Origin of the sequence: Deinococcus marmoris, from assembly GCF_001949125.1 — a bacterium.
Lineage (GTDB): Bacteria > Deinococcota > Deinococci > Deinococcales > Deinococcaceae > Deinococcus > Deinococcus marmoris_A.
Window position 1 is genome coordinate 1 of the sequence record NZ_MSTI01000173.1, and the last position, 21050, is coordinate 21050.

General features: G+C 63.5%; 19 protein-coding genes and 1 pseudogene. 5 read left to right on the forward strand and 15 right to left on the reverse strand.

The features are described from left to right. The 10 genes from BOO71_RS24635 to BOO71_RS24675 all read right to left on the reverse strand — a co-directional run. The coding region (locus BOO71_RS24635) for a carbohydrate ABC transporter permease (RefSeq protein ID WP_254843288.1) at positions 1–590 on the reverse strand (590 nt) is incomplete at its 3' end. A 133-nt stretch (positions 591–723) separates the two neighbouring features. Beyond that, positions 724–1644 (reverse strand): carbohydrate ABC transporter permease, encoded by a 921-nt coding sequence (locus BOO71_RS24640; protein ID WP_075836886.1) that lies wholly within the window; start codon positions 1642–1644, stop codon positions 724–726. 132 nt (positions 1645–1776) lie between these two features. Further along, entirely contained in the window at positions 1777–3024 is a 1248-nt protein-coding gene (locus BOO71_RS24645; RefSeq protein ID WP_075836887.1) for an extracellular solute-binding protein, read from the reverse strand. Positions 3025–3091: 67 nt separating this feature from the next. Next, entirely contained in the window at positions 3092–5359 is a 2268-nt protein-coding gene (locus tag BOO71_RS24650; RefSeq protein ID WP_075836888.1) for a PIG-L family deacetylase, read from the reverse strand. Continuing rightward, positions 5356–6765, reverse strand: coding sequence for an argininosuccinate lyase (locus tag BOO71_RS24655; protein WP_075836889.1), 1410 nt, complete (start codon positions 6763–6765; stop codon positions 5356–5358). The genes BOO71_RS24650 and BOO71_RS24655 overlap by 4 nt, the downstream gene beginning before the upstream one ends. Next, a complete protein-coding gene (locus BOO71_RS24660) occupies positions 6755–7774 on the reverse strand; it encodes an ROK family protein (RefSeq protein ID WP_075836890.1) in 1020 nt (339 codons plus the stop codon). Before BOO71_RS24660 ends, BOO71_RS24655 begins: the two co-directional genes overlap by 11 nt. A gap of 235 nt (positions 7775–8009) precedes the next feature. Beyond that, the gene (locus BOO71_RS28130; RefSeq protein ID WP_175607534.1) at positions 8010–8150 is read right to left on the reverse strand and encodes a hypothetical protein; all 141 of its coding nucleotides are present in this window, start codon (positions 8148–8150) and stop codon (positions 8010–8012) included. Between the two features lie 4 nt (positions 8151–8154). Further along, complete coding sequence (locus BOO71_RS24665) at positions 8155–8451, reverse strand: hypothetical protein (RefSeq protein WP_075836891.1); 297 nt, start codon at positions 8449–8451, stop codon at positions 8155–8157. Positions 8452–8495: 44 nt separating this feature from the next. Then, a complete protein-coding gene (locus BOO71_RS24670; RefSeq protein ID WP_075836892.1) occupies positions 8496–9620 on the reverse strand; it encodes a M20 family metallopeptidase in 1125 nt (374 codons plus the stop codon). Positions 9621–9768: 148 nt separating this feature from the next. Next, positions 9769–10080 carry a hypothetical protein gene (locus BOO71_RS24675; protein ID WP_254843289.1) on the reverse strand — a complete coding sequence of 104 codons (312 nt, stop codon included), beginning with the start codon at positions 10078–10080 and terminating at the stop codon, positions 9769–9771. Between the two features lie 304 nt (positions 10081–10384). Between BOO71_RS24675 and BOO71_RS24680 the strand changes: the two genes are divergently transcribed. Both BOO71_RS24680 and fumC read left to right on the forward strand, forming a co-directional pair. Further along, positions 10385–12331 (forward strand): S9 family peptidase, encoded by a 1947-nt coding sequence (locus BOO71_RS24680; RefSeq protein ID WP_075836893.1) that lies wholly within the window; start codon positions 10385–10387, stop codon positions 12329–12331. 177 nt (positions 12332–12508) lie between these two features. Further along, a complete protein-coding gene (gene fumC / locus BOO71_RS24685) occupies positions 12509–13903 on the forward strand; it encodes a class II fumarate hydratase (protein ID WP_075836894.1) in 1395 nt (464 codons plus the stop codon). Between the two features lie 174 nt (positions 13904–14077). On the opposite strand, the gene BOO71_RS26570 is transcribed toward fumC, so the two are convergent. Together BOO71_RS26570 and BOO71_RS24700 are read right to left on the reverse strand one after the other, a co-directional pair. Continuing rightward, the gene (locus BOO71_RS26570; RefSeq protein ID WP_083653811.1) at positions 14078–16138 is read right to left on the reverse strand and encodes an NPCBM/NEW2 domain-containing protein; all 2061 of its coding nucleotides are present in this window, start codon (positions 16136–16138) and stop codon (positions 14078–14080) included. A gap of 611 nt (positions 16139–16749) precedes the next feature. Further along, positions 16750–16965: a hypothetical protein gene (locus BOO71_RS24700; protein ID WP_075836895.1), complete on the reverse strand. Its 216-nt coding sequence runs from the start codon at positions 16963–16965 to the stop codon at positions 16750–16752. A 251-nt stretch (positions 16966–17216) separates the two neighbouring features. Here BOO71_RS24700 and BOO71_RS24705 point away from each other — a divergent pair, with 251 nt between their 5' ends. Continuing rightward, positions 17217–18404, forward strand: coding sequence for a glycine C-acetyltransferase (locus tag BOO71_RS24705; protein WP_075836896.1), 1188 nt, complete (start codon positions 17217–17219; stop codon positions 18402–18404). A gap of 187 nt (positions 18405–18591) precedes the next feature. Here BOO71_RS24705 and trxA (BOO71_RS26575) read toward each other — a convergent pair whose 3' ends face one another. The 3 genes and pseudogenes from trxA (BOO71_RS26575) to BOO71_RS24715 form a co-directional block, all read right to left on the reverse strand. Continuing rightward, the gene (gene trxA, locus BOO71_RS26575) at positions 18592–18954 is read right to left on the reverse strand and encodes a thioredoxin (protein WP_083653815.1); all 363 of its coding nucleotides are present in this window, start codon (positions 18952–18954) and stop codon (positions 18592–18594) included. Positions 18955–19002: 48 nt separating this feature from the next. Beyond that, positions 19003–19323: pseudogene (gene trxA, locus BOO71_RS28945) on the reverse strand (thioredoxin); the annotation flags it as partial. Positions 19324–19339: 16 nt separating this feature from the next. Beyond that, positions 19340–19858 (reverse strand): peroxiredoxin family protein, encoded by a 519-nt coding sequence (locus BOO71_RS24715; RefSeq protein ID WP_075836897.1) that lies wholly within the window; start codon positions 19856–19858, stop codon positions 19340–19342. A 193-nt stretch (positions 19859–20051) separates the two neighbouring features. Between BOO71_RS24715 and BOO71_RS24720 the strand changes: the two genes are divergently transcribed. Together BOO71_RS24720 and BOO71_RS24725 are read left to right on the forward strand one after the other, a co-directional pair. Then, positions 20052–20633, forward strand: a complete 582-nt coding sequence (locus tag BOO71_RS24720; protein ID WP_075836898.1) for a TetR/AcrR family transcriptional regulator — start codon at positions 20052–20054, stop codon at positions 20631–20633. Further along, positions 20630–21031, forward strand: coding sequence for a GNAT family N-acetyltransferase (locus tag BOO71_RS24725; protein ID WP_075836899.1), 402 nt, complete (start codon positions 20630–20632; stop codon positions 21029–21031). Before BOO71_RS24720 ends, BOO71_RS24725 begins: the two co-directional genes overlap by 4 nt. Positions 21032–21050 lie beyond the last annotated feature (19 nt).

The following is a 21050-nucleotide window of genomic DNA, read 5'->3' on the forward strand; positions in this document are numbered from 1 at the left end:
CTCATGCCGTCGATGCGTGCCGCTTCCAGCAGGTCATCGGGCAGCGTCTCGAAGAACTGCCGCATCAGAAAGACCCCGAACGCGCTCATCAGACCGGGGAACATGATCGCAAAGTAGGCCCCCGGCACACTCTGGGTCAGGTGAATGTCGCTGACACCCACGAACCACGGAATGACCAGCATCTCGGTGGGGATCATCAGCGTGGAGAGGATCAGGATGAAGATGAGGTTCTTGCCGGGAAAGTCGAACTTGGCCAGGGTGTAGCCCACCATCGAGTCGAAGAACAGCACGGTGGCGGTGGTCACACCGGCCACCAGCAGGCTGTTGCCGAACCACTGGATGAACTTGGTTTCCAGCAGGACCTGACGGTAGTTGTCCAGGGTGGGCGATTCGGGCAGGAAGCTCAGGTTGAACAGTTCCTGAAAGCTCTTGAGGCTGGTCAGGAGCATCCACATGAAGGGAAACAGCGTGACCACGATGCCCACCGTCAGCACGAGGTAGGCCAGCAGCATCGGCGTGTTGAGGCGGCGGCGCGGGCGAGGATCGCCCGCAGTTTCACGCGCGTCGGGTTTGTTTAGTGTCGTGGTCATACAAACTCCGATTGGAAGGTGTTGGAAACACCTGGAAATCTGAGCGAAGCGAGTAGGAGACAAATGGGTTCCGGGCGTGGAGTTAACGAACCGGAGCTTTCCCGGTTTGTTAACGAAACAGACGGAATCCGTATCACAGGTCATACCGCCGGGTCAGGAAGCGCAGTTGGAACAGGGTGATGGCCAGAATGATCAGGAACAGCACCACCGTAATGGCCGAGGCGTAGCCCATCTGGAAGCGTCCGAACGCGATCTGGTAGATGTACAGCGCCACCGTCATGGTGCTGCCCAGCGGTCCCCCCTGATCGGTGAAGTTCAGGTTGACCACCTGCGTGAACAGTTGCAGGTAGGAAATGGTCCCGGTGACCACGCTGAACACGATGGTGGGGTTGAGCAGCGGCCAGGTGATCTTCCAGAACGCCTGGGTGCCGTTGGCACCGTCGATCTCGGCAGCCTCGTAATAACTGCGGGGAATGGCCGATAGACCCGCCAGGAACAGCACGATCTGAAAGCCCAGGTTCTGCCACACCACCAGGGCCGCCGTGGTGGCCAGCGCCTGATCCGGGGAGTTGAGAAAGTTCTGTGGGGTGATGTGCAGCCAGATCAGAAAGGTGTTGACCGGACCGAATTGCGGGCTGAACAGCCACTGCCAGACCCACGCGGCGGCCACGATGGGGGTGACGTAGGGGGCGAAGTACAGCGCCCGGAACAGACCACGCAACGCGATGATCTTATTGAGGAGCAGGGCCACGATCAGTCCCAGCGCGATCTGCGCTGGGACGCCGATGACGGTGTACAGCGCGGTATTTCTGAGCGCCTGACCGAACTTCTCGTCTGCGAACAGGCGCTGGTAGTTCTCGGTGCCGACGAAGGGCTGGGTGTCTTTGAGGATGTTCCAGTCGAACAGGCTCAGGCGCAGGGCAGAGAGGGTGGGCAGGAAGCGGACGATCAGGTAGAAGATCAGGGGGACCAGCAGGAAGGTGTAGGCCGTGCGGGTCTGGTGACGCCGCATTGAGCCACCCCGCCGGGCTTTGGGAGGCGCGGTCACGGTCATAAATGGCCTCGTGGGCCAGTGGATCTGGTCATCTTTACCTCTAAAACGAATTCGACGGGGGCCAAAAATTTCCGCGCCTCCACACCACTTCCACTCTTCTGGAAAGTCGTGCAGACGCGCGGAAGTCAGGACTTACTTGTAATAGCTGTTGAGAATCTTCTGCTCGTCGGCGGCGGCCTGCTTGACGGCGTCGGCAGGCTTGGCCCCCTTCAGCAGCACGGTGTTGATCGCGTCCACCCAGGCTTTGCGCTGCCCGGCCTCGTCCACGAACACGGTGGAGGATGCGTAGGGCAGACTGGCAATGAACGGTCCGTAGACCGGATCTTTGAGCAGGCCAGGATCGGCAGCCAGACTGCGGCTGGCGGGAATCTCTCCCACATTTTCCAGCCAGTAACGCTGGGTTTCAGCGCTGGTCAGGAACTTCAGAAACTTCACCGAGGCGTCCAGTTTGTCGCCCTTGGCGTTCTTGGTGATGCCGTTGACCCAGTAAGACCCGAAGTTGTCTTTCTCATTGGGATTGCTGGCCAGCACGGGCAGCGTCGTCACACCCCAGTCGAACTTCGCGCCGTCCTTGATGGTGTTGATGGCAAACGAGCCGTCGATAATCATGCCCACCTTGCCCGCGATGAAGGCGTCGCGGTAGCTGTTGTTGCCGGGGAAGAAATTGGGCACGCCCAGCTTGTACTTGGTTTGCAGATCGGTGTAGAAGGTCATGGCCTTGGCCCCCGCCGCGCTGTCGTAGGTGGCGGTCTTGCCGTCCTTGCTGTAGGGCTGGCCGCCGAACTGGCGCACCAGCACTTCACGCAAGACGTGGTAATCCTGACCGTCAGGCTGGATGCCGAAGCCCAGCGTGGTGTAGCGGGGCGGCGTACCCTTGACGATCTTCTGACCGTCTGCGATCAGTTCTTCCCAGGTTTTGGGCGGCTGGGCGATCCCGGCCTGTTTAAAGAGGTCTTTGTTGTAAAAGATGGCCAGCGTGCGAACGGCGGTGGGCAGCGCGTAGTATTTGCCGTTCATCTTGGAGGTCTTGACCATTGGTGCGTAGGTGCTGTCGATGGTGGCCGTCGGAAAGTCCTTGGTGGGAAGTGGCTGGAGGTAACCGGCGTCCACATACTGGGGCAGCCAGCCGTAATACAGGTTGACCACATCCGGTCCCTGCCCGGCGGGAACGCTGGAGGCGACCTTCTGGCTGTAGGCGTCGTAGGGGAAGGTTTCCTGCTTGATCTTGATGTCGGGGTTGGCGGCCTCGAACTTCTTGATCAGATCGTTCATGGCGCTGACCTTGCTGGCGTATTCATACTGCCAGTACGTCAGCGTGACGGGGGCGGCGGAGGCGGAAGCGAGCGAGAGGCCGAGGGCCAGTGTCAGTAACTTTTTCATGTGAACTCCTGTTGTTTTGAGATGGAGAGCGTGAAAAGAGGGTGGAGGGTGTTTACTTGCCCAGCGTTTACTTACCCAGGGTGACGCGTGGCCACAGGTAGGGCAGCGCCTGCTTGCCGCCCCACGAGAACGAGGCCCACGCCAGTCCGCTCTGGCTGATGTTCGCGCCCACGCGGGCGTCGGCCTGATCGCCGTCGTACATCACCAGGTTGAGGCCAATCGTGTCGCCGGGTTTGGGCACCTTGGGCATGGCGGCCCAGGGCAGGCGGAATTCGATGTCATAGCCGCCGTCCACCTTCTTGGAGGCCACCTGCATACCGGGGGCCGTTTCTTCCATCACGCCCTGGTTGGCGTCGGCGTCGCGGAAGCCACGCGCTCCGAAGCCGTCCGTAGTGCAGGGAAAGGCCGCCGCCTGCATGGTGGTGCCGGTGTCCTTGCTGTCGCCGCCGGGATCGACGGTGACGCCAATCGCATCCGAGCGGAGCTGGGCCTTGATGTCGTCTGGGGCGATGTTGCAGGCCACCAGTTCATCCTTGACGTTCATCCCCACATAAAGATAGGTGTCGTCGTAGCCGAGTTTGAACTTGGCGCTGGCATCCGCCGCGTTGTCGGGCTTGGTCCGCCACCACAGGTCTTCCGGGCCGATCTGGCCGTCCGCACCCGCCGACATGTCGCCCAGATCGCCGTCGATCACTGGCGCTTTGCTCAGGCGCGGAATGGTCAGCGTAGGCAGGATGTAAGCGTTGGCCGTATCGGTGAAATTCCCGGTGCTGAGGCTGACCGGCAGCAGCGCACTCTGGCGTCCGGCGGGCAGCGCGGCGGCCACAGCTTCCATCTGGAAGGTCAGCGTCTTGCTCTGTCCGGCGGCCAGTTGGTAGGCCGTGTCGCCCGACAGCGTGACGCCAGCGGGCATCTTCAGGTCCACCTTGCCGTTCACGGCGGCCTTGCTGCGGTTGGTCACCGTCACGTTCACGGGGGTTTTCTGCCCCAGCGCCAGCGCCAGTCGGGTGGGCAATGAGCCGATCACCCAGTCGGTGCCGGTCTGCCGCGCGAAGTCCTGATACGCGGCGACGTCAAAGGTGGGGGCGAAGGTGGCGACAACGGCGGGCAGCGGACGAACGAAATTCCCGGCGCGGCCCGTGATGGACTGGCCCTCCTGCGCGGCGCGGTAGCTGCCCGTCACTTCACTGCGCTGGGCCGCCGCATTCGCCGGAGCCGTGACCTGGAAGGTGGCGCTGGCCGACTCACCGGGCTTGAGGGTCCTGGCCGCCGGGGCTGCCGAAACTTTCCAGCCGTCCGGCGAATTCAGGGCCAGCGTGACGCCGGTCATGTCCTTCCCGGTGGTGTTGGTCAGTTTGACGGTCACGGGGGCCGCCTGTCCCGCGCCGATGTCGTAGGCGGCGGGCTGCACTTCCAGCTTCACACCGGCAGGAGAGGAACCGCTGGCCGTGAGTGCGCCGCCCATCAGCGAGGTTTCCTGGGCCGGGGTGGGCACGCGCGAGGCCACCAGCATGAACGATTCCGGGTTGGAGGTCTTGGCGGGCAGCGTGGAGAAGGTGTCCCAGCCCTGCGAGCGGTAATTGAACTGCGCGATGTTCTTGAGGTCCGAGTAGCGGATGCGGGCGGTGCGCGACACGTCGTCGGTGGGAATCTTGACGGTGGCGTCCTCAGCGCTGTTGGGGTAGTAGTACAGCTTGAGAGGCGTGAAGACCTGCAAGCCCTCTTTAAGCTGCTCCGGGCAGGTGGCCGGATCGCCCGCCGTGGCGTAGGCCAGCGTGGCGGCGCGGGCGGCCATCTGGTGCTGGCCGTGCGTGCCGGGGCCAGGCCACATGGTCACGATGACTTCTGGACGGCGCAGGCGCACCAGCCGCACCACGTCGCACACGAAGGCCGGGCCGCCCCATTTGGCCAGGGTTTCCTCGGCGGACAGCGTGAAGTAGAAGTCGCGCAGGCCCAGGAAATGCGGGCTGTTCACGCCCAGCATCGCCAGCGAGCGGCGCTCCTCCTCCTCGCGGATCAGGCCCAGGGCGCGGCCTGTTTCACGGCCCGTGGCGTTGCCGCCGCCCTCGCCGCCGGTCAGGGTGACCACCGTGCCCTTGTAGCCGCCGTCCAGCAGGTAGCGGGCCAGGATGCCGCCCACGCCGCCGTCGTCGTCCGGGTGCGCGCCGATGAACATCAGATCCACGTCCATCAGGTCCATGCCGCTGACCGTGCCGCCGTAGCTGCCAGGGCCACTCTGGATGGGGTTGGGGGCGGCGGGCGCAGGGGTGGTCTGCGCGCTGGCCGCACCAACGAGCAGGGAAAGCATCAGGCTGGACAGGTACCGTTTCTTCATAAAGAACCTCCTTCAAGGTGTGTGCGGGCGTTCATAAAGCGGGTGGTGAGGCTGGCGTGGTGGGTGTAATCGGTGTCGAGCCGTTCGCGTGCCGCCGCGATTTCCCCGGCCATCACCGAGGGGGCGGGGCCGCCAAAGGTGGTGCGCCGGGCGATGAATTCTGCCGGGTTCAGGGCACTTCGTACCTCGGCTTCCGGCAACTCCAGGCCAACGGCGGCCAGATCGGCGGCGGTCAGGGTGCTGACGGCGCGGCCCTGGGCGTGCAGGTGGTCCAGCAGCGTCTTGACGTGGGCGTGGGCTTCCCGGAAACCGCACTCCGTATGGCGGGCGATCACGTCGGCCAGTTCGGTGACCACCGATTCGCCCTGCTGGGCCTCGCGCAACCATTCCTCGCGGTTGAGGTTGGGGTGGGTCAGCGAGGCGATCAGCAATTCCAGGCCGTCGCGGAAGTCGTGCCACATGCTGGTCAGGGGGGGCTGCATGTCCGGGCCGGGATCGTTGATATCCCCGAACGGGACGTTGTGGCTGGAGATGATCACGCTCTGGGTCACGCCGATGGCCTTGCTGAACTTGGTGCGGGCGTGTTCCAGCGCCACCGGGTTGCGTTTCTGCGGCATCACGCTGCTGCCCTGCACCAGTCCGTCTGCCAGGGACAGCAGCCCGCGCGAGGCCCAGAACAGCAGGTCATACAGCACCCGCGACAGCGTGGTGGACACCACCGTGATCACGCTGGCGATCTCCACCTGCCAGTCGCTGGCGCTCACGGCGTCGTAGGTGTTTTCGATGGGCCGGTCAAAGGCCAGCAAATCTGAGGTTCGTGTCCGGTCAATCGGGAAGCTGGTGCCGCCCAGGGCCACCGCGCCCATCGGACAGATGTTCAGGTGCGTCATGGCCCCCAGCATCCGCACGGTGTCGCGGGTCAGGACGTTTTCCACCGCCGTCAGGTAGTGCGCCAGCGTGGTGGGCTGGGCGGGCTGATGGTGCGTGTACGCCACGATCACGGTGTCGATTTCGCGTGCGGCGAGGTCCAGCAGGGTGCGCCGCAGCCGCAGCACCCGCTCCATCGCCCGCATCAGGCGCAGCCGGGCACTCAGGCGGTAGATGGTCATGTCCAGATCGTTGCGGGACAGCGCCGTTCGCAGCGCCCCCGCCGCATCCACGTCGCGCGCGGCCAGTTCACGGTCCAGCGTGAAGAACACGTCCTCGACACTGGGATCGTAGGCCGGGAAAGGCTGACGGCGGATCTCGCGCAGCAGGCTGGCCGCCTTGCCCGCGTGGGCCACCCCGCAGCCGTCCAGCATCAGGGCGTGGGCGCTCAGGGCGTCGAAGAGGTGGGGCAGCAGGTGTTCGCTGGCGTAGTCGTAATCGGGCTGCAAGACCACCCTCAGATATGTGTCATGCCACATCGGTCTTCTCCCTCCCCAGGTCTTCCACGCGTGCCAGCAGGTGTTCGTGCGCCTGTTCCCGCGCCAGCAGGGCCGCGCCGCGCAGGACGGCGTCCCCCACATCCGGCAGCAGATGGATGGTGATCGACAGGTCCAGCAGCACGCTCAGCTTGTCCTGCAACGCGGCGGCGCGGTCTTTCGGCAGGCCGAGAACGACGTGTTGCAGGTCGAGGGTATGGACGAGTCCGGCCAGCATGAACGCTGTGGCCTCCAGACGTTCGGGGCTGGGCAGGCTTTCCAGCGGCTCCGCACCGTGCGGGCCAGGCCAGCGTGAGCGCCCGATTTCTCCGGCGCGTCCGTGCATCCCCCGGTAGAGTTCGCCGCCCAGCAGCAGGCCCATCCCTGTGCCGCTGGGCCGTTCGACCAGCACCGCGACGTGGCTCCAGCCGGGAGTCTCGCGGGTGGTGGCCAGCGCAACGAGGTTCGCATCGTTTGCAAAGGCGTAGGTCACCCCGGCGGCGTCCAGAAAAGCCGTGACACGCTGCACGTCGAGGTGATGGGTGACGTTGGGTTCCCGGACGCGGCCCTGCGGATCGACGGGCGCTGGAAGGCCGATCAGAACGTGACAGAGCGGCCCGTAAGCAGCATCGGCCAGTGCTCCAGAAAAGACGTCCAGAAGCGCGTCGGTGAGATCCGCTTCGGCACAATCGACCTGCTGTTTTCTGGGAGCGCCGCCCGCCAGACCGCTGAGCAGGGTGTGGATCTGGGTGGGCTGGAGGTCGGCGGCCAGGATCGCGCCCACCTGCGGGCGCAACTCGACCCGCTGGGGGGTGCGGCCCACGCCCTGATCGGACGACATGGAGAGCTGGGCGATGCCGTGATTCAGCAGTTCCTGAACCACGACATTGACGGTGACCTTCGAGAGACCAGTCTGATCGGCAAGCTGCGGGCGTGTCAGCCCGCTTCCTGAAAACAACAATTGTGTGACGGCACGGCGGTTAAGACGCCGAAGCTCACGCGGCTGACCCATTGCATCTCCTAGATAAGAAACTTTATTAACGATTGAATTCACTGTACACCTGCGTTTGCAAAAAAGCAACGCCCCCGCGTATCTCCCTCCCACACGGCATTTCCGCCTGCAACCAGACAGACGCAGGGAGGAGAGCTTTCACGCCCCCCTCCAATCAGTCACCTGCTTTCTCTGTGGACACGTCGATTTGGGTGGCAGTGACCCGTCGAAGGGCGCAGGTGCTATCAGGTGTACTTCACGCCCCCTGCGCCCAGACCCCCTTCTGAAACAGCGGCATCGCACTGCTGGAGATCACCCTGTTCAACCGCTCGAAACCGCCCATTGGCAAAACCACTGGACTGCTGGCCTGATCCAGCGGCTGAGGTTCGGCGGTCAAGTCGTCAGTCTTCCCACTCGCTCACGGGCACGAATTCCACGCCGTCCCCGGTGGTGGACAGCACCTGATAGCGGTTGTTGAACTGCACCACCAGTTCGCCCCGGTCCAGATGTTGCGGCGAGATCACCGGCTTGCGGAACACGTAGTTGCCGTCGTCGTCGATGCCGATATGTGCGCCCTTGGTAAAGCGGAATTCGACGATCTCGCCGTGCCGAATGGTACGGACGCGGACCCGGAAGGTCTGGGCATCGTCCTGCTTGACGTTTGGGTTGGCGGGCGGTTTGCGGAACAGATTGAACATGTGACCTCCTGGCTTGGGCGGAATGGGGCGGCAGGCGCGGAGGTTCAGACCTCTTGCAGCAGGCGGGTCAACAGGCGCACATGGTCCGGCCAGCGGTCCAGACGGATGTGTTCGTGGCTGGCGTGCGCGCCGTCGCCGGGTGCGCCCAGGCCGTCCAGCGTGGGTGAGAGCGGCGCGGTGAAGTTGCCGTCGCTGCCGCCGCCCACGAATTCGTGGCCCAGCGTGAAGCCCAGGCTCTGCGCGGCGGTCTGCGCCTGCTCGAACAGCCCCAGGCTGCCGTCGCCCTGCTCGAAGGGGGGGCGGTTCAGGCCGCCCAGAATGGTCAGCTTGACGCGTGGATCGTCCGGGGTCATGGCCTGCACCGCCGCCGTGACGCGCTCGGCCTCGGCCAGCGTGGAAACCCGCAGATCAATGTCCAGCACGCACTCGGCGGGCACCACGTTGACGGCGCTGCCCCCCCGGATCAGCCCGACGCTGATGGTGGTGCCGATCTCCGGGCGGGCCAACGCCTGCACTTCCAGCACGGCCTTCGCGGCTGCCGTGATGGCGCTGGCTCCCTCCTCCGGCTTGTTTCCAGCGTGGCTGGCGACGCCCTGAAAGTGCAGCGAGAAGTGGCCGGTGCCCTTGCGCCCGGTCTTGAGGTTGTGGCTGTCGGCCACCGGCGGTTCCACCACCAGCACGGCGCGGGCGTTGCGGGCGGCAGTCTCGATGTGCGCGCGGCTGCTGGCGCTACCGGTTTCCTCGTCCGGCGAGAGCAGCACCTGCACGCCGCCCCTGGGCCACTGGTGGTTCAGGGCACGCAGCGCGTGAAACAGGCCCACGATTCCGGCCTTCATGTCGTAGGTGCCGGGGCCGTACAGGCGGTCTCCGTCCTCGCGCCAGGGCATCGTTTGCAGCGTGCCGTGCGGCCAGACCGTATCGGCGTGGGCCAGCACCAGAATCGGTTGCTCGTCGCCAGCATTCACTTGATGGGCGGTCCCGAAGTTGAACAGGCGGGTGCCGCCGGGCAGCGCGTGGGTTTCCGCACCCAGGTCGAGTGCCCAGTGTTCCACCACGTCCATGACGCGGCAGATCGCCGCCAGATCGGTGGACGGCGACTCGATGTCCACCAGGGTTCGCAGGTCGCTGAGCATGGCCTTGAGGTCAGGTTGATCGGCTGGGGATGACATGCCCTCATGCTACCCCGGCCCGGACAGACACAAAAAACCGTATGCCATAACCAGGAAAAAACCTCCAACCCTGGGCTGGAGGTCTGAGGCGTTCTCGCTGAACTGTGATTGCCGCGCCTGCTGGCTTGGGCTTGCTGGCCTCTGGGCTTCAGGTCAGCAGGGCGAGTTGCTGGTCCGTGACCATGACCTTCGAGCGGCCTTTGAGGTACAGGTCATGCACCACTTCCTTGCCGAAGATGCGGCTCAGATGCGTGCTGGTCACTTCCAGGGTCCGTTCGCGCCCCGGCTCGGTACCGATCTTGAGCCGGACGATGCTGGTGGTGCCGGGAACCCAGGTACACAGCATGTCCTGCAACGCGGCGGGCGTCTGGATGGGTTTGGTCTGGGGGCGGGCCGAGGGCGACGCGACGTTGGGTGTGGGCTTCTGGATTCGGTTGGTGAGGGGTTGAGGGGCAGTCATGGTGGGCCTCCGGGAAAAACGAGGATCAATGTGGGGTGCCTTGACCTGCTGGCAGCGGCCCCGGCTCCGGAATGACCTGCCACGATTGGCGAGAAACAACGTCAATGGCATGACGCCACGTCGCAAAACGAGGCCGTGTCTGAACAGGTGGAGCCGGTGGTGCCGGTATGTCTAGTCTAACTGATGGCCTTCTGACCGCCAGGAGCTTTGTCCCAATTGGTCTTGACCATTTCGTCATGAATCCTCCCTGAGCGAGAGTAAAAAATTGCGTGTCGGAGCTATGGAAGGGGCTATCCTGAACCCCATGTCCAATCCAATGCCCGGCCCCGATAGCCTGCTTGCCCTGGCCTTTCCCTCCGATCCGCAGATCAGCCCGGACGGACAGCGCGTCGCCTTCGTACTGGCGCGGGTAGAAGAGGAAGACCCCCAGAAACCGGATAAGGAATTTGCGAAGCCGCGTTACAAGACCCACCTGTGGCTCAGTGACGGCGGCCCGGCAACGCAGCTCACCCAGGGCGAGGGCCGCGACAGCTCACCGCGCTGGTCCCCGGACGGCGCAACGCTGGCCTTCGTGCGCGCCAGTAGTGGACGGGGGGGCCAGCTTCACCTCCTGCCAGTAGGCGGCGGCGAGGCCCGGCGCGTGACCGAATTCAAGGGGGCCGTGCAGGACCTGCAATTCAGCCCCGATGGGCGTTCGCTGTCCTTCCTCAGCACGGGCGACGACGAGGACAAACGCGACGAACGCGGCGAGGCCCGAGTGATCACCCGCCCGCGCTACCGCTTCAACGGGCGCGACTGGCTGCCCGAACGCCCGGCCCGGCTGTGGCACTACGACGTGCAGGCCGACAAATTGAGCGAGTGGCATACGCCTGAAACCGAGATCAACGGTTACGCCTGGCAGCCGGATTCGGGCGGCGTGCTGTTCGTCTCCAGCACTGACGAACTGAGGGCCACCCAGGGCCAGCAGGAGGTCTACCGCCTACCCCTGAACGGCGCGCCCGAACAGGTCACGCAATGGAATTCGGGCATCGGGACGCTGATTCCGCACCCGGACGGGGGGCGATTCGTGCTGGTGGGCCGCCCCGAGGGCAAGGGCAGCCCGGAAAACAGCCATCTGTTCCTGGTAGAGGCAGACGGCTCGTGGCGACGCCTGGACGAGCAGCACGATCACGGTGTCGGCAACATGGTGGGCGGCGACTGCCATGTGGGGGCACTGCCCGAAAAACCCGTCTGGCTGGACGATAGTACTTTGCTGTTCTCCAGCACCGTGCGCGGCAGTTGTGGTCTGTTCCGGGTCACGCTGGACGGGAAAATTACTGTGCAGGACCACGACGCGCAGGCGGTCATTCCGTCCTTCACGGCGTCTGGCAGCGGCGTGGCACTGATCCGCGAGCGGGCGGACCGTTTTCCCGAAGTGGAATTGAACGGCAAGACGGTGACAGCCCTGCATGACCGCCTGACCTTCCCGATTCTCACCCCCGAGCGCGTGACCTTCCAGAACGAACTGGGTGAGGGCGAGGGCTGGGCGCTGCTGCCGGAGGGCGAGGCGAGGGTTCCCGCCATCCTGACCATTCACGGTGGCCCACACACCGACTACGGCCACGCCTTCATGCACGAATTCCAACTGTTCGCGGCACGGGGCTACGGCGTGTGCTACAGCAATCCACGCGGCAGCGCCGGGTACGGGCAGGCGTGGGTGGACGACATTCACGGGCGCTGGGGCGGCCCTGACATGGACGATCTGATCAACTTCTTTGACCGCTGCCTGGAAGCCTACCCGCGCCTGGACGGAAGCCGCAGCGCCGTGATGGGCGGCAGCTACGGCGGCTTCATGACCAACTGGATCACGGGGCACACCACGCGCTTTCAAGCGGCGATTACAGACCGCAGCATCTGCAATCTGCTGTCCTTCGGCGGCACTTCCGACATCGGGCTGCGTTTCTGGGACGACGAACTGGGCCTGAATTTCCACCGCCGCGCCGACGCCCTGAAGCTGTGGGATCTCAGTCCGCTGCAATACGTGGAGGACGTGAAAACCCCTACGCTGATCGTGCATAGCGTGCTGGACCACCGCTGCCCCGTGGAGCAGGCCGAGCAGTGGTACGCCGCCCTGACGCTGCACGGCGTTCCCGTGCGCTTCGTGCGCTTCCCGGAAGAAAACCACGAACTGTCCCGCGCGGGCCGCCCGGACCGCCGCATCAAGCGACTGGAGGAATATCTGGGGTGGCTGGAGGAGTGGCTGAAGGGCTAGAGCTGTCCTCCTGAACATGGCCCTGCATTCGCCCCCCTCTCCATTGAGGGGGTTTTTCGTCCATGACGTTGCTGTGGAAGCGATCAAACGCTGGTAAAGAGGGGGCGGCGCGAAACAACCGAGGAGGAGATTCTCGCCCGCTGCGCCAGATGCACAGGCTGCTCTAAACTCCTCCCCATGACCCTTACCCGCAAGGAATCCGACACGATGGGCACGCTGGACGTCGCCGCAGACCGCTACTGGGGCGCACAGACCGAGCGCAGCATTCACAATTTCCCGATTGGCCGCGACACCTTCGTCTGGGGCCGCCCGATCATCCGGGCGCTGGGCATCTTGAAAAAAGGTGCGGCGCAGGCCAACGCCGAGCTGGGCGAACTCCCGCAGGACGTGGCCGATCTGATCGTGCAGGCCGCCGATGAAGTGATCGCCGGGAAACTGGACGATCACTTTCCGCTGGTGGTCTTTCAGACCGGATCGGGCACCCAGAGCAACATGAACTCCAACGAGGTCATCAGCAACCGCGCCATCGAGATCGCGGGCGGCGAGATGGGCAGCAAGACTCCCGTGCATCCCAACGATCACGTCAACCGGGGCCAGAGCAGCAACGACACCTTTCCCACCGCCATGCACATCGCCGTGGTGCTGGAGCTGAACGAGCGCCTGTACGGCGACGTGGGAAAACTGCGCGACACCCTGCACGCCAAGGCCCAGGAGTACGCGGGCATCGTGAAGGTGGGACGCACCCACCTGCAAGACGCCACCCCCATCACGCTGGGTCAGGAAATTGGCGGCTGGGTGGCGCAACTGGATTACGCGCTGGCCGAAGTACGCCACGCCGGGGAGGGATTGCTCGATCTGGCCATCGGGGGAACAGCGGTGGGCACGGGTCTGAATGCCCACCCCAAGTTCGGTGATCTGGCCGCCAGGAAGTACGAGGCCGAGACGGGCTTTGCCTTCCGCAGCGCCGAGAACAAGTTCGCCGCCCTGAGCGCCCACGACGCCCTGGTGCAGACCTCCGCCGCGCTGCGGACGCTGGCCGGGGCGCTGATGAAGATGGCCAACGACGTGCGCTGGCTGGCCAGCGGCCCGCGCAACGGCATCGGCGAGATCACCATTCCCGAGAACGAGCCGGGCAGCAGCATCATGCCCGGCAAGGTCAACCCCACGCAGAGTGAAGCGCTGACAATGGTGGCGACGCGTGTGTTCGGCAATGACGCCACGGTTGCGTTCGCCGGATCGCAGGGCAACTTCCAACTCAACGTGTTCAAGCCCGTGATGGTTCACGCCGTGCTGGAAAGCATTCGCCTGATCAGCGACGCCTCGCTGGCCTTCAACGACAACTGTGCGGTAGGGATCGAGCCGAATCTGGAGAAGATCAAGCACAACCTGGACATCAACCTGATGCAGGTCACGGCCCTGAACAAACACATCGGCTATGACAGGGCGGCGGCCATTGCCAAGAAAGCGCACAAGGAAGGCAGCAGCCTCAAGGAAGCGGCGGTGGGCCTGGGCTACGTAACAGACGCAGAGTTTGACGAATGGGTGGTGCCCCTGGAGATGACGCGGAACTGAACGTCCTATGCGCCTGATCTCTGACCCTGATGTCTCTAGCATGCCGCTGACGGCGCGCCGCATGAAGGGTCAGGATCAGGGCAGCCAGACAGAACAAAAAGGAGACCTGCCGGGCGTGGCAGGTCTCCTCTATTGGCCTCTTCAATCAGGCAGAGAGTTGGCTGAGATGACGGCTCAGTTGGGTCCCATGCTCATGCCAGCGGCACGGAACTTGTTCTGCCACATCTGGAACTCCTGCTTCTCGGTGTCCATCGTCACTGCGCCGGACCAGGACGCGTTGTTGTAACAGGTGTTGGAGCAGTCGGCGAACCAGGTGTTGTTGAGCCAGGTGCTGTTGTTTGCATTGACGCGGGTCCAGCCGATCACGTTGTCGTGGACCGTGTTGTTGAACCAGGTGTTGCTGCCCTTGCCGTTCATGACGTCCCAGACGTAGATGCCGACGTTCTGGGCCTTGTTGATCTCGCCGGTAGGCAGGCGGCCACTCGACAGGATGCGGTTGTTGAACACGTTGTGGTCATGCCCGCCCGCGATGCCGATCCCCTGGTTGGAGGTGCTGACGATCTGGTTGTTGTAGACGTCGACGTAGCCGCCCGCCTCGCCCAGATTGCCCACCGGACCGTCGCCCAGCATGATGCCTCCGCCGGAGTATGCACCGTCCGTGGCCGCCTTGATGGCGAACGCCCCCTGGATGTAGTTGTCGTGGATCTGCATCCGGCTTCCAGCGGTGCCGCTGGTGGAATACAGGTTGATGTTCTCTTCCAGCGAGCTGAGGCCCGGCTCGTTGATGACCTGGTTCCAGGCGATCTCCATGCCCGGCACATTCTGCACCTTGGCGATCTGCGCGAACTGGACATAGTAACGTCCACCGTTGTACCCGCCGTTGCCGTCACTCAGGCGACCATCGATGTTCTTGGCCTTGTTGCGCAGGATCTTGATGGTCTGCCCATCGCCCTTGCCGTAGAACAGGTTGACGTAGATGCCCGAGGTGCCTTCCATGTAGTTGTTCTCCACCCGGAGGTTATAGACTTCCTCGGCAGCGATGAAGCGCCCGGCATGTCCGCCGTAAACATTGGGATTCATGCCGTAGCCGTTGGAGTTGCGGACCGTCAGGTTGACCTTCCAGCCGCGAATCAGTTCGCCGCGTCCGCGCAGGTTGGAGCCTTCGATCACCACGGGTTCTGAAGTCTGGATGAGGACCGCAGGAACATTGGGATTCATGCTTTCCCAGTTGCCCCGGTAGGTGCCGCCCTTGGTGATCACAAACGGACCGCTGTAATTCACGTTGCCGGACGGTGGTGTGGGCGCAGGGGGAGTAGGTGCGGGGACCGGAGCGGGTGTAGGTGCTGGCGCATTGATCTCGCAAGATTTCGTCGTGCCATAGGCCGGATCGTTGCCGAAAAACCCGTTGGTGCATTGGCCATTGGAGGTGACGTCTTTTACGATCCACGCGGTGCCAGCGCCGTATCTGACACTCTGCGTTCCGCTGACAGAGAAAGACTCACCCTCGCCGGCGATCCTGGTCCAAGTTGCAGGTGCAGGGGCAGGTGCAGGCGACGTGGGCGTGCCGGAGGAGTTGCAATCCACCAATACAGCCCCACCCCAGTCGGCATGATCGTAATAGTTGTTGTCCCCGGCGTCGCCCACCACCAGTTTCAGTTCACTGCGGCCCGAAACGTCCACGTTGACGGTTTTGGCCGCGTCCGCGCCAGTCATCCGGCCACTGTCGAACACCTTGACGCCATCGGCAAACACCTGGAACACCACGCTGCCCTGGTTGCCTACCTCATCATCGATGCCCACGTCGCTGATAAAGCGCTTGCATTTGCCGCCCAGATTGAAAGTTATCGAGGAATTGGCATGCACCCCAAACCCGCTGTCGTACTTCTTGCCGTTCACAGCCATCATGCGCCCGTCTCTAGCCCCGGATTCACCATTGCTCATGTTGCGTTCAATCGGTCCGTACCCGCTAGTGGCCGCCGTCCACGCCTCGCCGCTCAGCATGTTGTTGCCGGTGTTGATCGTCAGCGCCTTCATCCTGGCCACCTCGGCTTCCATCCCCACCAGACCGTTGTCGGGAGAAACCCAGGAACGGTCCGTCCCGTCATAGACGAACTGACTACCGTCCTGTTTGTCGGCCTGGGACTGGGGCGCAGCGGTCTGTTGCGAGCAGGCAGCCAGAGTCAGGGTCAGGGCGAGAGCGGTCAGGGACAGGGCAGAACGGGGGGAGTGAGACATGGTGGTTTTCCTCTGTGAAGACGGTGGGGGGGCGGGTGACTTGATCGATTCAGGTTCAGGAAGGGTGCTGCTGGTCCTGAACGAGCTGTCTCTGGAGACCAAAGTCGGGCCGGGCGTGGGGTGCGAACTGCCAGAAAGCGGAAGTTGGATCGGCTTATTGGAGGGCCGCCGCCGTGCTTGCACAGCTACCTTAACCAAATCTTATTAGAGGAATCTGCAAATCAATCTCTTAAACCCACTCTCATGTCGCTCATACACTCAGGGCGGTCCCCGGAACCCACCGCCTTGAAGGCAGACAGGCAAGTGCAAAATATTCACAAACAGACGTGGTGGCACTGTGTTTCCGGGCACCGGACCCGCTGATTTCACAGGTCAGGATGAGTGCCGGGTCAGACCGGATACTGGGTGAAGCGTTCTCATCTGGGCGTCCAGGAATGGTAAACTCCCAACCGGACTACCAGATGCTGAGGCAAGAGCCGGGCTGGTTGACAGGAAGGATGCGACATTCAACCCAGTCGTTCAAGCAAATGGACTGTCCCAGCCGATCTCTGAACCCTATTGGGCGAGATCGGCTGGGACAACTGGGGAGCGGCTGTAACGCGGTCTGGGCTTCAGGCCACGGACTTGCGGACGATGCCGCCCACGGGCGCGTCGCCCATCCAGGCATTGACCTGAAGGTTGGGGCTGATTCTGGGAACCACGCTGCCCTCGAATGGCACGGCCCAGCGTTCACCCCTGATACTCCTGATGAGGACCGAAACGGCCAGCGCCACCAGCAGGCACAGCGCAACGGCTGCGGGCAACAGCGCGAGCATCAACAGGGTCATGCGTCACTGTGCGGCCTGACGGCTGACCGGTTTATGACACAGTTTTGTCAGACATTAAATAAAGATGAATTTTTCACCCTTTTCCCTTCAGGGTGTGTGATTCCGTCCTCCTTCCCCTCTGGATGTGCGAAATTTTATGCTCTTCATGTCGCCCTGTTCTGGCCTGGACAGGGAATCTCCAGCAGGCTGGTCCGGGCGCTCCGTGCCCTGCATACGGACAGGGGCGCGCCCGGCCCTCTAAACTCCGGGGCATGACCACCTCACTTTCCGGGCGGCTGAGCGCCGAACTGTCTAACCTGCGGAGCAGCGGGCTGCTGATCAAGCCGCGTGTACTGGACGGGGCCAACCGCGCCCGCACGCGCGTGGATGGCCGCGAGGTGGTGAATCTGGCGAGCAACAATTACCTGGGGTTCGCCGATCATCCCCGTCTCAAGGAAAAGGCCGCCGCCTACCTGCGCGAGTGGGGTGTGGGGGCCGGGGCAGTGCGGACCATTGCCGGAACGCTGCGGATTCACGAGGAGCTGGAGCAGCAACTGGCCGCCTTCAAGCACACTGGCAGCGCGCTGGTGCTGCACAGCGGCTTTACCACCAACCAGGGAGTCCTGGGCACCCTGCTTAAAGAGGGCGATCTAGTGATCAGCGATGCCCTGAACCACGCCAGCATCATCGACGGGCTGCGGCTGACCAAGGCCACCAAGAAGGTCTACAAGCACGCCGACGCGGACGATCTGGAGCGGCTGTTGCAGGAAAACGAGACGGACGGCCTGAAACTGGTGGTCACCGACGGTGTCTTCAGCATGGACGGCGATCTGGCCCCGCTGGATAAGTTGATCGCGGTGGCCCGCAAGTACGGCGCAGTCACGTATGTGGACGACGCCCACGGCAGCGGCGTGATGGGCAAGGACGGGCGCGGCACGGTGCATCACTTCGGCTTTGAGAACGCCGACGACGTAATTCAGGTGGGCACCCTGTCTAAAGCCTGGGGAGGCGTGGGAGGCTACGCCGCCGGGCACGCGGACCTGCGCGAACTGCTGATCAACCGCGCCCGTCCGTACCTGTTCTCCACCGCGCAGCCCCCGGCGGTGGTGGGCGGTCTGGTGGCCGCCATCGAGGAAGTGCAGCGCGACCCGTCACTGATGCGGCGGCTGTGGGACAACACGCACTATTTCAAGGCCGAGTTGAGCAGGCTGGGCTTCGACACGATGGGCAGCGTCACCCCCATTACCCCGGTGCTGTTCGGCGAACCGGAAGCCGCCTTCGAAGCCAGCCGCCTGCTGTTCGAGGAAGGCGTGTTCGCCGTGGGTCTGGGCTTTCCCACCGTGCCGCGCGGCAGCGCCCGCATCCGCAACATCGTGACTGCCGAGCATACGCGGGCCGATCTGGATCAGGCTTTAGAGGCGTATGACAAGGTGGGGCGGAAACTCAAGATCGTGGGTTGAAAAGGGAGCGATCAGACCAATTCTCAAATGCTTTTCCCCTCGCCCCTTGTGGGAGAGAGGAGCGCAGCGACGGAAGGGTGAGGGGCCACCGGGCAGGCCAAAATCCCAACAGGATGACGAAGAATCACCACAGCAAAAAAGCCACCCCCCGTAGCTGGGAAGGTGGCTTTCTGCTTGCGCCTTGAATTCAGTCGGCGCTGACAGCGTTGCCTGTGCTGGCCGCCGGAGCTGCGCCCGCGTACTTGTCCAGCAGGGTTTCAAAAGCCCGCTTGGGCTGCGCGCCCACCATCGTCTCCACGGGCTGCCCGTCCTTGAACAGGATCAGCGTGGGAATGCTCATCACGCGGAACTGGCCCTGGGTCGCGGGGTTCTCGTCCACATTGACTTTGCCGATCTTGACGCGACCCTGGTACTGCCCGGCCAGTTCCTCGATCACGGGGGCAATGATGCGGCAGGGGCCACACCACGGTGCCCAGAAGTCCACCAGGGTCAGTCCGCTTGAAACTTCATCCGTGAAGTTACTATCGGTCAGGGTGACGGGTTTGGTTATGGCTGGTTCCTCTTTAGTGATGATTGGTTCCTCCGGTAGGTTGATTACAGCCCCCGCATGCTTGTCCAGCAGCCTTTCAAAGGCCCGCTTGGGCTGTGCGCCCACAATGCTCTCTATGGGCTGACCGTCCTTGAACAGGATCAGGGTGGGAATGCTCATCACGCGGAATTGGCCCTGGGTGGCGGGGTTCTCGTCCACATTGACCTTGCCAACTTTGACACGGCCCTCGTACTGTCCGGCCAGTTCCTCAATCACGGGGGCAATGATGCGGCAGGGGCCACACCACGGTGCCCAGAAGTCCACCAGGGTCAGGCCGCTGGCGATCTCGCCCTGAAAGTTACTGTCGGTTAAAGTGATGGGGTTTGTCATGGTCATTTCCTCCGGTTTAGGTCTGAGACTGAATGTACTTGATCAGACCCATCGTATCGGCGGCGTTCAGGCGGCCAATGGCGCTCGACGAGTACAGCGCCACGGCCACCTTGCCGTCGGGCGACAGCACGAAGCCGGTGGCGTGCGAGTAGGGGGGCTTGCCGTCGCTGCCGTCCGACACATAGTTGCCGACGCTGGCCGCCGTGGCCTGTGCATCGATGCCGTAGGCCACCGGGAAGCTCAGGCCATGCTTGCTCACGGTTTCCTGCGCCTCGCTCTGGGGATCCACCGACAGCGCCACAATCCTGGTATTCAGCGCCGCGAACTGTTCGGCGTGCTTCTGGAAGTCGCTGAGCTGCGTACGGCAGAACGGGCACCAGTTGCCCCGGTAAAACAGCACCACGCTCCAGCTTCCGGCCAGATCGGCGGGCAGGTTCAGCGTGCCGCCGCCCACCAGATCGGCGCTCAGGTGCGGAAAGGTGTCACCGTTGTTGAGGCGAAAGGCACTGGCGGTTTGTGTGGCGGTTGCAGTCATGATGATCTCCTTAGTAAGTTGACTGACTCAATTTTGAGCCGCGCCGCTTGCTGCTTTAAAAAGTACACCAGAGGATGAAGCTTGTCAAGCTGCCTCAGTTCGTATCCTTAGCTAACTTGCGGACTGAACTCAAAAAATCTAGACTGAGTTAACCGACTGAATTAAACTTCGGTCTCGCGTGGAGGCGCGCCCTATGCTGAAAGCCAATCCCAAACGCCAGCGGCTGATTGAGGCCGCCAAAACGTTGTTCTATACGCGTGGCGTCGAAACCAGCAGCCTGTCCGAAATTGCCCAGGCCGCCGAAGTGCCGCCGGGCAACGTGTATTACCACTTCAAAACCAAGGACGCGCTGGTGGAAGCCGTGATCGCCTCGCACGGCACGGACATTCTGGACGGACTGGCGCGGCTGAATGCGGAGGGTAACCCGCGCGCACGGCTGCTGGACTTCGTGCGCGGTGGGCTGGCCCACAAGGCAGAGTTGGCCCGTTACGGCTGCCCGTATGGCACCCTCTGCGCCGAGCTGGAAAAGGCCGGGGGCAGCGCCGCCGAGAGCGCCACCGTCCTGTTTCCGCTGTACCTGCACTGGCTGGAGCGGCAGTTTGCATCGCTGGGCCGCCCCGACGCCGCCGATCTGGCGCTGGACACGCTGGCCGCCGTGCAGGGCGCGTATGCCGTGACACAGGCCACCCGCACGCCGCAGGTGCTGGAACGTCAGGTGGCGCGGCTGGAACGCTGGATCACGGATTTGGACGCGGGCGAAAGCGTCAGCGCATGACTTCCGAAATCGCCTACCGCGTGCGCCAGTGGCCGGAGCTGTCGGCGCTGGGAGCATTGCGGGAAGCTGCCTGGAGTGGAAAGGATGACGGCCAGTGGTGGCAACCCGTTCTCGAACGCAGTCTGACCTGGGTCACGGCTTTCGACGGCCAGACGCTGGTGGGCTTCGTGAATGTCGCTTGGGACGGGGGCGTTCACGCCTTCCTGCTGGACACCACCGTTCACCCGGACTGGGGGCGGCGCGGCATCGGTACGGAGCTGGTGCGGCGGGCGGCGGCAGCGGCGCGCGAATACGGCGGACTGGAATGGCTGCATGTGGACTACGAACCGCATCTGACCGGCTTTTACGAGGGCTGCGGTTTCGCTTCCACACCAGCAGGACTCCTGAAACTGAATTGACCCTTCCCCTTTCTCACGT